The sequence below is a fragment of the Mesorhizobium sp. M1396 genome, from assembly GCF_040317725.1.
GTDB lineage: Bacteria > Pseudomonadota > Alphaproteobacteria > Rhizobiales > Rhizobiaceae > Mesorhizobium.
In genome coordinates, this window is record NZ_JAMYLA010000098.1 from 1 (window position 1) to 10,622 (window position 10,622).

Annotated in this window: 4 protein-coding genes and 5 pseudogenes; 4 read left to right on the forward strand and 5 right to left on the reverse strand. The window is 60.2% G+C overall.

Annotated features, from left to right (window positions below; genetic code table 11):
• From NKH02_RS33200 to NKH02_RS33210, 3 pseudogenes are all read left to right on the forward strand, one after another.
• Positions 1–524, forward strand: a pseudogene (locus NKH02_RS33200) (transposase); the annotation flags it as partial.
• 350 nt (positions 525–874) lie between these two features.
• A pseudogene (locus NKH02_RS33205) lies at positions 875–1,876 on the forward strand (IS5 family transposase); the annotation flags it as partial.
• A gap of 295 nt (positions 1,877–2,171) precedes the next feature.
• Positions 2,172–2,420: pseudogene (locus NKH02_RS33210) on the forward strand (ATP-binding protein); the annotation flags it as partial.
• Between the two features lie 84 nt (positions 2,421–2,504).
• On the opposite strand, the gene NKH02_RS33215 reads toward NKH02_RS33210, so the two are convergent.
• The 3 genes and pseudogenes from NKH02_RS33215 to NKH02_RS33225 all read right to left on the reverse strand — a co-directional run.
• Positions 2,505–4,940: a CaiB/BaiF CoA-transferase family protein gene (locus NKH02_RS33215; protein ID WP_352883999.1), complete on the reverse strand. Its 2,436-nt coding sequence runs from the start codon at positions 4,938–4,940 to the stop codon at positions 2,505–2,507.
• 377 nt (positions 4,941–5,317) lie between these two features.
• Complete coding sequence (locus NKH02_RS33220) at positions 5,318–6,610, reverse strand: aminotransferase class I/II-fold pyridoxal phosphate-dependent enzyme (RefSeq protein ID WP_352884000.1); 1,293 nt, start codon at positions 6,608–6,610, stop codon at positions 5,318–5,320.
• 278 nt (positions 6,611–6,888) lie between these two features.
• Positions 6,889–7,971, reverse strand: a pseudogene (locus NKH02_RS33225) (IS5 family transposase); the annotation flags it as partial.
• 66 nt (positions 7,972–8,037) lie between these two features.
• Here NKH02_RS33225 and NKH02_RS33230 point away from each other — a divergent pair.
• Positions 8,038–9,204, forward strand: coding sequence for an IS110 family RNA-guided transposase (locus NKH02_RS33230; RefSeq protein ID WP_502913891.1), 1,167 nt, complete (start codon positions 8,038–8,040; stop codon positions 9,202–9,204).
• A gap of 263 nt (positions 9,205–9,467) precedes the next feature.
• On the opposite strand, the pseudogene NKH02_RS33235 reads toward NKH02_RS33230, so the two are convergent.
• Together NKH02_RS33235 and NKH02_RS33240 are read right to left on the reverse strand one after the other, a co-directional pair.
• A pseudogene (locus NKH02_RS33235) lies at positions 9,468–9,743 on the reverse strand (transposase); the annotation flags it as partial.
• Between the two features lie 419 nt (positions 9,744–10,162).
• Positions 10,163–10,622, reverse strand: a 460-nt coding sequence (locus NKH02_RS33240) for an IS91 family transposase (protein ID WP_352884005.1), incomplete at its 5' end; no start/stop codon positions are given.

Here is a 10,622-nt window from a genome sequence, read left to right on the forward strand (position 1 = left end):
GGTTGAAGCAGTCCGCGTCTCGAAAGAGCGGGTCGAGCGACTTGAGGGTGTGATCGAGGAGTTCGTTCCGACCTGGTCACTGGCGCCGATCGTGCGGGCGCTGCAGACCCTGAGGGGCGTAGACTTGATCGTTGCCGTGACATTTGCCACCGAGGTTGGCGACGTGCAGCGGTTCGAGAGTCCGCGCCAGCTTATGGGGTATCTTGGCCTCGTCCCTGGCGAGCGGTCGACCGGCGAGACAGTCAGACGGGGCGGCATCACCAAGGCAGGGAACGGTCGCGTTCGCCATATGCTGGTCGAGAGCGCATGGACCTATCGGCATCCACCCGGCGCAAAGAAGCTGTGCCGTCTGGAGCAGGCGCCACCGAGGGTGCGGGAGATTGTGGAAAGCGCAGACCCGGTTGACGACCCGGTATCCGGATGTGAGTGGACGGGGCAAGAGGACAACGGTGGTCTGCACCGCGATCGCCCGCGAACTGGTCGGCTTCATGTGGGCCGTTGCCAGGGAGGCGCACACAACCTGATCTCGTCGCCGCGGCGACATACATCATTCGCGCATGGGCGGAGGCGGGGCCACGGCAGGGGAATGCCCGTCAGACGCTTTGTGGCCGGCAATGGCCGACGCCCGCAGTAAGATAGGAACAGCCCCAGACGCACAATCGGGAATGCGGTAGCCAACCCGCGCATCAGAGCTTGATCACCGACGTCCTTCAGTTCCGCCTCCACCATGCGCGATCATCAGAATGAGCAGCCGTTCCTCGGATCGGCCGGAGACCCACGTTCCAAACCTTGACAGCGGACATCAGAGCGCTGTTCCGGCGGCGCCTTTCGCGCGTGGATGTAAGGCACGATGCTCGACGCCTTTGAGGGCTTCGAGGAGCGGCTGATGGCCTTGCTCCAGGAGAGCCTTGCGGCAGCGACGCGGCTGGGGGCGGCCAAACCGGCCGACTTCCGTGCGGTGATCGTCGACACCACCGTGCAGGAGAAGGCCATCACCTTCCCGACTGACTCCAAGCTGATGCATCGGGCCCGCGAGCGGCTGGTGACGCTGGCCAAAAAACACGGCATCGGACTGCGCCAGTCCTATGCGCGGGTCGGCAAGTTCGCGCTGATCAAGCATCAGCGTTATGCCCATGCCAAGCAGTTCAAGCGCGCCAACCGGCCGCTCAAGCGGCTGCGCACCATGCTCGGCGCGGAGATCCGCGACATTACCCGCAAGCTCGCCGGGCAGCCCGAACTCACCCAGGTCTTCGCCCTGCCGCTGTCGCTTGCCCGGCGCGTCAGCGACCAGCGGCAGCGCGAGCGCGGCCGCAAGGTCTATTCCCTGCACGCTCCCGAGGTGGAATGCATCGGCAAGGGTAAGGCCCACAAGCCCTATGAGTTCGGGGGCAAGGTCTCGGTCGCCACCACGCTGCAGCGCAGCCGCGGCGGCCAGTTTGTCGCCCATGTCGAGGCGCTGCCCGGCAATCCCTATAACGGCCACACACTGGCCACCGTCATTCCCGCCATCGAGACCGCGATCGGCGCCAATCTCGGCAAGATCGTCGCCGATGCCGGCTATCGCGGCCACAACGCCGCCGAAGGACAAGAGGTTCAAGGTCCATGTCGCCGGCTACAGGCGCGGCCTCACCAAGGCCATCAAGCGGGCACTGCGACGCCGGGCCGCCGTCGAACCGGTCATCGGCCATCTCAAGCAGGACCACCGCATGGGCCGCAACTTCCTGGCCTTCCCGAAGGTGACGCCAACAACGCTATGCTCGCCGCCGTCGGCTACAACTTCAGCCTCTTGCTCATCTGACTGAGGCTTTTGTTTGCCTTCTTCCTGGCGCTGCTTGCAACCGCTCCAGCGTCACCGATCCAGCCACGATCAGCCTGACCTCCGCAGCTCGACCGGAATAGCCTCTGAAACGGGCTCGCCCTCAACGCCGGTGCCGAATGGGCTTTCTTCACGGGAGACCCGTTAAACACCTTATCCTGGATCCACGAAACCGGCAGCAGGCCACTCACCCGCAAACCGGTGCAAACCATCTGCCGCGTTCGCGGCTTCGTTCAGTCGCAAGTGCGAATTGCAAGAAAACCACGGCCAAGTACTCGCAAATCCTACAATGCCAAACCCGCGATCTTCCTCAATCAACACGGTATATCAATGCATAGTTCACGGGCGACCTACACAGCTCGAGAGTCTCGATCTTCTCATCCTCGACAATCTGACGTACGGCACCAAGACCAAGCCGAAACCAGCGTGCTCTTCGAACTCATCTGCGCAAAAATGAGCGCTTTCTATAATGACAATCGCCAAGCAGCCGTTTGGAGAATGGAACAGGGCCTTTCCGGACCCCGTCGTGACCCTCGCCGCGGCGGGCCGACTTGTTCATTACGCAACGATCTTCGACGTGAACGTCGAAAAATACCGGCGCAGATAGGCCATAGACGCCAAACCGCAGCAGCGGGCGCCAATCTGCTGAGGGGCAGATCAATCAGGCCTGTGGCTTCGATTTGTCGCCTCACGGCGCCTTCTCTGATTGTGACAGCTCTCCGTCGGAGAGCATCACCATGCCGATGATGCCCTCCTTCACCAATTGTGCGATCTCGCCATCAGAGAGGCCAAGAAGCCCTGATAGGATGTCCCTGTTATGCTGTCCGAGGGTCGGCGCTGCTGCGCGAATTGCATACGGCCCTTGGCCTTCGCGGATAGGCATCGAGGGTTGCGGATGCGGGCCCACGAAAGCGCGTTCCACTTCTTGCAGAAACGCGCGTGAGGCGAGGTGCCGATCCGCAAGTAGGTCCTTCGGCAGGCGAGCCACGCCGGCGGCAACTTTTGCTGCTTGCAACTCGGACATGGCCTCGTCCGCCTCGCGGTTGCGCGCCCAGGCTGCAATGCCTTCCTCAATTACATCCTCGAAGGCCCGGCGCGCTTCATCAGATTTCAGCGAGGCGTCTGTCGCCCATTCGGGCCGACCAATAAGAACGGCAAGCCTCTGCCACATCTCCTCGTCGGTCGCAGCTATTACGATCCAGTTGTCCTCACCTGCACATCGGAAGCAGCCATGAGGTACAAACTGCGGATGTCGATTTCCATACTTCGGTGGCGGCAAACCACCCATCGAGCCGACGGTGATCCATGGTGCCGCAAACGGCATCATGCATTCGATCTGCGCTAGATCAATGAACTGTCCCTGCCCTGTTTTCAGGGCGTGAATCAGTGCAACCAAAACTGCAACGCAGCCGTTCAATCCGCCGACGGCATCTCCGAAGGCGACATGGCTCATCACGGGCGGTCCGTCAGGATCTCCGATCACACTAGGCAACCCTGAGCCTTGCTCGAGAGTCGAGCCATAGGCCCGGCAAGCGCGATGAACGCTGTCGGCGCCAAAGGCAGACATCGACATCATGACAAGGCGGGGGTTCAGCGTTTTTAGCACGTCGTATCCGAGCCCGAGTTTTGGCAGCACATCGACCGAATAATTGCTGACGACAATGTCGGCTTCCACTACTAGCCGTTTTGCAAGATTGAGGCCTTGTGGCCGCGTCAGGTCGAGTGTGATACCGCGCTTGTTGCGGTTCATGATGCAGTAGCACATCGCCTTCTCGTACAAATGGTCGTCGACGAAAGCGGGGCTTCGATCAACGCCTCGGAACCAGTCCGGATATTGGATGGCCTCGATCTTGATGACGTCCGCGCCGAGATCAGCTAGTGTCCGCGTACACAACGGCCCCGCCCAACCCATCGAGAAGTCGATCACGCGAACCTCCTTTAACGGCTGTCGGTCGGAATAGATGCAGCCGGACGACGTCAATGCGGTTAGGTGTGTCCTGTGTTTCACGTTAGGCTGACGCTCGCCGGGAGTTGGAACCTTCCCTCCCCCGCGAGGCGGCGTCAATGTCAGCCGCTGCATCGAGCCCACGGTCAAGCCTTCTTCTTCACCAAGCAAAACAGGCACGATCGCGCCGCGCGCTCTTTTCTCGGCATCGCAGAGCAGATCGGATATTTCCGGCACTGGCACGATGGGGATTTTCCGTTTCAATCCCTCCTCAAACCAATCTTGCGCTGTTCGCTCCCTCAGCTTTGGGATAAACTGCTGTTCGATATGTTCCATGTGTTGCAGACGATCTTCGGCGAGGACCAGAGCCGGATCGTCACGCAATTCGAATAGGCCAAGCATGTCGCAGAATGCGCGCCATTGTGCCGGCGTCCATGTCGTCACGCCAAGCCAACCGCTCTTGGTTTCGTAAATGCCGACCGGAAAGCCAGGCCAGAAGCGGTTAGTGCCAATCCGGTGCATCACGTTGCCGCGCGCAAATGCCTCAAATATAAGATACTCGCTGACCGTAAGGCTCGATTCGAAAATACTCAGGGACCACGATCGTCCTGCCCCACCCTGCATTCGCGCAACCGCCGAAGAGGCCACAGCAATGAAGGCCCATAGACCGCCAAGGATACCTGTCTGGAAATCGGGGGAGTGCGACGGCGGGCCCTGGACCGGGCCGGCCAGCTTGATGAAGCCGGCGAGCGCGCGGACGGTCGAATCAGTTGCTGCGAATCCCGCATAGGGACCCTCAGGGCCGAACCAGCTCGCTTCGAGGTAGGTCAACCCGGGGCGCCGCTGCTGGATTGCGGGGATATCAACGGGCGGGCAATCCGCGGAGCCGACGTCGCGGCCATCGAGTAGAATGTCAGAATTCTCGATTAGTGCCGTCAGCCGTGCAATCGCGTCCGGGTCGGTGGCATCGATGATGCTACTTGACTTATTGAAGTTCAGGAATGCGAACCACGCACTCTGTCCACTGGGCGTAACTGGCGCGGTGCGGCGAAGTGGCTCCCCTGTTGGCGGCTCGACCTTCTGAACGTCGGCACCAAAATCGGCAAACAGCCGCGCGCAATAACTTGTTGCGGCCGAGCTACCGATTTCGACGACCCGCAGGTGCGACAATACTCCCATCGAGGGCTCCTTTCCCACCTATGCTGATTGCGCCGAAATCATCGGCTAAGCGATACGAGCCTGAGGCGCCACGAGCGCGGCGCTGCTCGCCAGACATCTAGCACTTGCGTTCGGTACGAGCAGTGACAGCGGAACCAAGCGCAGACCGGCTTTGGTCCGCCGCGACGTCTCCACGGGATCGATGCCGTTGTCGATATTGAATACCGAGCTTATTAATACCAGCGTCCAGCTGGCACAGAATCTCGCGACTTTCTTGCTGTGACAGTCAAGTGCTTTGAGGATCACAACATCTCGCGACATGGTCGTCCTAACCCTATCGACTGCTAGCAATTTGGTCGTATCTGGCAGTTCCATTAGATTCCTCTGCTGAACCGTCGCTAACGCCTGAGGGGAGGATTAATCGCGTAGGGCTTGCCGGTCGGGTCGGCTACCTTTTCCAAAATGCGATCGCACAGCCGCTCTATGTCTCGGGCCTCATGATCGGCCGTAATGCAGACTCGGATCCCCGCCATTCCTTGCTGGACTGTCGGGAAGAACGTCACCGAGGTATAGAAGCCGGCATCGAGAAGCTCTCTTGCTATTGCAATCGCCTTGGCTTCCGGTCCAATGGCGACCATTCTAATCGGAAGCGAATTGCCTTGCTGGGCAGTTACCAGATAATGGTCAAAGAGGTTAATGCGTTGCGCCAACTGTCTCTGCCGCTGCCCAAGTTCTGCTGAGCGGTGAATTTTGCACGAGCCAAGCGCCGCGCCTACTGCCGCCAGATTGGCGGCCGCCGAGAATGCATAGGGGACCGAGTACCGTCGAAACAGAATCTCCTGTTCCAACGTTCCGAGCATCAACATGCCGCCTGATGCGCCGAATCCCTTGCCTAGCGAGGCTGCTATGATCGTGCGATCACCAAGCCCTTGCGGAAATTGAGAACGCGCAAATCCTTGACCTTGGCGACCAAAAAGCGATATGCCGTGAGCATCGTCAATATAGAGAAACAGACCGTAGCGTTCCTGTAGCTTGCGCAACTCTTTGAGCGGGGAATGGCCTCCCATGGAATACACACCATCGCATACATAGGCGACCACCGGCTCCTGACGGCATAGACGTTCGAGTGCACCGATGTCGTTGTGCGCAATCGTTTCAACCCGAGTTTCATCAGCCACCACTGGCTTGTGATGCGCGAGCGAGATGTGGGCGAACCGATCGAACGCGACAACCGGCTTCCTTCCGTTCGTCAATTGGCCCGATGCAAGGAGGGGCAGCGCGCCCAGATTGGCGAGCATGACGCTGGAAAAGGTGAGCACGCGCGCGGAGAACATCTCCGACAGGGCTGCTTCTAGCTCTGCGAGTAGATCGAAATTGAGTCGCGTTCGTGCGCAGGACCAATGCAATGACCTATGCGCCTCAATCGCTTCGATCGCGCCGGCGATGATTATCGGATGATTGTCGAGGCCCAGATAGGAGCATCGCACGAAATCAATTGCCTGCGGCCGATTATTAAGCGGACCGGTGCCCAAGGCAAAGGCGCGTCGGGCCATGGAACGCCCATGGACTGCCATGAGGCCAGCTGCATGGGCCGCCTCGAAATATGTCTTGCTCTTGCTGACCACATAGCCGGTGTTCCGAAAGTGTCCGGTCGGGCGATTACCATCGCAGAGAGGGACCCGCTGCTGCATCTCATTCTCCAATCTTATCAGTCCAAAATACGTCCCGACCGCTCAGATGAATCCGCACCGAGCGCGGCTTTGCTACATCGGCTCGAATCGAATGTGCGGCACGGTCTTGCTGCGGTTCGATCGACGCCTTCGGTTCAGGTAACTAAACACTGCCCACGTCGCTTAGACACCTACCAACCAAGATAGGGATCGAGTGCTTAAGAGGAGTCCACGATTGCTACGCCTTTTGATGGCAGACGATGCCGTGGCTAAAAAGTCGACCGTGAACAATCCGGACTCTAAGCGGCGACGGAATTGGGCCGGAGCTGAAGCAGAGCGATCAAGAGCGACAAAAAACCCTTCAGCCACCTGAGCAGGAGGGAGAAGTTGTAGCCGGCGGCGGCCAGGATGGCGTTGACGGCGTCGCCCTGCTGACCGGCGAGGTAGTTGCGGCCCATGCGGTGCTCGGCCTTGATGTGGCCGATGACGGGTTCAACGGCCGAGCGGCGGCGCATCTGGCGCTTGATGGCTGAGGTGACGCGGCGTTTCTGGCCGCTGGTGAAGACCCTGAACCTGTGGCTCTGGGGTGCGTTGTGGCCGCGATAGCCGGCGTCGGCGAGGATGCGGCCGATCTCGTTGCCGATGGTCTCTTCCATGTCGGGGATGACGCTTGCCAGCGTGTGGCCGTCATAGGGATTGCCGGGCAGTGCTTTTGCATGCAGGGCGAACTGGCCACCCTTGGAGCGCTTCAGCGTGGTGGCCACCGACACCTTCACTCCGAACTCGTAGGGCATATGCGCCTTGCCCTTGCCGATGCATTCCACCTCGTGCGCGTGCAGGCTGTAGATCTTGCGGCCGCGCTGGCGCTGACGTTGCTCGAGAACGGTGGCGGCCTGGTAGAGCGGCCATTTGAAGAGCGCGTCCAGTTCCGCATCGCCGGCGACCTGGCGCGAGATGTCGCGAATGGTCCGGCCGAGATAGGTCTTGAGCCTGCGCAGCGCCTTGTTGGCCCGCTTGAACTGCTTGGCGTGGGCATAGCGCTGGTGCTTGATCAGCGCCAGCTTGCCGACCCGCACATAGCTCTGGCGCAAATTGAGCCCCGTCTTCCTGGCCAGCCGCACCAGCCGTTCACGCGCCCGGTGGATGAGCTTGGCGTCGGTCGGGAACATCACGTTCTTCGGCTGCACGGTGGTGTCGACGATCACCTGGCGCGTGTCGGACGGCTTCATCGCCCCGGTCTTGACCGCGAGGCTGAGGCTTTCCTGCAACAGCGCCACGATCCGCTCCTCGCCCATGCGGCTGCGCCAGCGCGTCATCGACGAGCGATCGAACGGCAGCGCGTGGCAGAAGAATTCCTCGCCGCAAAGATACTGGAAGTAGATCCTATGCAGGGTCCTGCGGCTGGGGCAGCTTTGCTCCCTCTCTCGGCGAAAGACAGGAGGATATCCATGACCGCCAATCCATCGGTGCAGTCCGTTACGCGGATAACGAACACATGCTTTATGGCAATCGAGCTCAGCCGGACAAATTGGCTGGTAGGTCTCCTTACCCCGCTCTCGGACAAGATATCTCTCCGAAAGATACCTTCTGGGGACACTCAACAACTGTTCGAGATAGTCGATCATGCCATCGAGAAGGTTTCCCGCATGATCGGGCGAAAGCCCGAGATCGTGTCATGCTACGAGGCCGGGTATGATGGCTTCTGGTTGCATCGTTTGCTTGAGGCGCGCGGAGTGACGAACCTTGTGCTCGATCCCGCGAGTTTCATGGTCAGTCGCAAAGCGAGGCGTGCCAAAACCGATCGCCTCGATGCCGAGAAGCTGGTTTGCGTTTTGATGGCATTCTGGCGTGGAGAACCGAAGGTCTGCACCATCGTTAAGGTTCCTTCGACCGGCGAAGAGGATGCCAAACGCCTGCATCGCGAGCGGCAGTTTCTTATGAAGGAGCGCATTCAGCACATAGGGCGCATCAAGGGCCTGTTGTCGACCCAAGGCATCTATACCTTCTCGCCCAATCGTAAGGACTGGCCTCAACAGCTTGACGCTATGATCACCGGTGACGGACGGGTACTTCCTCCGTTGCTCCGCGCCGAGATCGGCCGGCATTGCCGACGACTGGCTTTGGTCGATGCCATGCTCAAGGAAATCGACGCACAGCGAGATACGATCGCCAGCGCCGAAGCATGCTCTGAAGGATCGGCTCCACCGAAGGAGGATCGCATTCAACGATTAGCCCAGTTGAAAGGGATCGGTTCCCAGATCGCAACGGTTCTGGCGAGGGAGGTGTTCTATCGCCGGTTCCAGAATCGTCGCAGCCTCGCCAGCTACCTTGGCTTGACGCCGAGTCCATTCCAGAGCGGCAGCATGGATCACGATCAGGGTATCAGCAAAGCAGGCAATCCCCGGGCGCGAACGACGAGCATCGAACTGGCCTGGTTGTGGCTGCGGTATCAACCCCAGAGCGCTCTCGCCGGCTGGTTCAAGCAGCGCACGAGCGGTTCGAAGGGGCGTATGCGCCGCATTATCATTGTGGCGGTTGCCCGTAAGCTCGTGGTTGCCCTTTGGCGCTATCTCGAAACAGGGCTGGTGCCAGACGGTGCGATATTCAAGGCATAATCAGAAGGAGCGAAGATCAACTTTGCCGTGACCATGACGGATAGTGACCGTGAGAACCCATGGCACCGGGTCTTTACCTGGCCGCTTTAGTAGATTGGTCCTGTCCTTCCTAGAACTCATCCTCCCTGCATGAGGGATTTTGGTGCGGGTGACCAATCACCGACCGGATATAAGGTTGCGCGATCTCTTCGCGATCAATGGAGTTCCAGTCTCGGCCACACTTGCCAGGAGCAATCAGATGTAGAAAAGCCTTGCGCTCAATCCTGATATAAGGGGTTCTCCACCCAGCGCTCGCACAGCACCTCATCCGACAGGTTGAAAGTGTGCTTGAGGATCGCAAGCCCCGCCATCAGCCGGGTCGGCAGCGGCGGCATGCCGGGGCCGTCCGAATAGACAGCGCCAAAACGCTCCTCCAGCACCGGCCAGTCGATCGTCTGCGCCAGCCGCACCAGCTCGTGCTTCATGTTGATGATCTGATCGAGCCTGGAGCGGAACAGATCCTGCTTTCCCGTCTCGCGCTTCTCGCGTGGCCTGGACATTCGCCGTCCCCTCGATTCGCCGCCGCCGAACCGAGTGAATCACGCTCCGCAGCCCAAGGGAATCTGGAGGCTTCTGTGAGGTCCGTGGGCACGAGCGTGGCATGCGGGCTCGGCAGCGGACCTCATTGCAAGCCGGATTGAGCGAAGCCGCGGGGCGATCTGGCGCTATGGGGATTGTAGCCTGGAGGGGCAGTCGGGATCGTGACGGACGAGTTCTCGAAGGTCCCCCTGGATGGGCTGGTGGCGGGTCACAACCGTATAGGCAAGGAAGTTTTGGCGTTGGTTGGGCTCAGGGTCATCGCAACGCTGGCCGTCATCAGGCCGGCAGTGTCCACCTGCATGAGGCGGGTCAAAACCCCGCATGCCGGCGCGCATTGCGGCCGATGCTGTACGCAGTGACCTGGACGCGTTGGGCGCGATCATGACGTGTCGTTCCAGAAGGGGCGAGGAGGCGCTTGTCCGCACCGCCAGATGCTCAGTGTGACCATCTGGCCACCGCAACAGAGGCAGCGGTGAGTTGTCGAGAGGGCGCTGGCGACGGCGCCTTCGTCTCCAGATGCCGCATCCTTCTGCAACGGAGCGTCCAGCAACCTGCGACACAATTCGAGCTTTGCGGCACGATGGCCGTTGGCGAGGAAGCCGTAATGGCGGATACGATGGAAGCCATCCGGCAGGGTGTGCAGCAGAAAGCGTCGTATGAACTCGTGTGCATCGAGCGTCATGATCTTTGCCCGGCCGCTGTGACGATAATCCCTCCAGCGGAACGCGACCTTGCCGTCAGCCATGCTGATCAGGCGAGAGTTGGCGATGGCGACACGGTGGGTATAGCGGCCGAGATAGGCCAGCACCTGGTCTGGCCCGCCGAATGGCGGCTTGGCG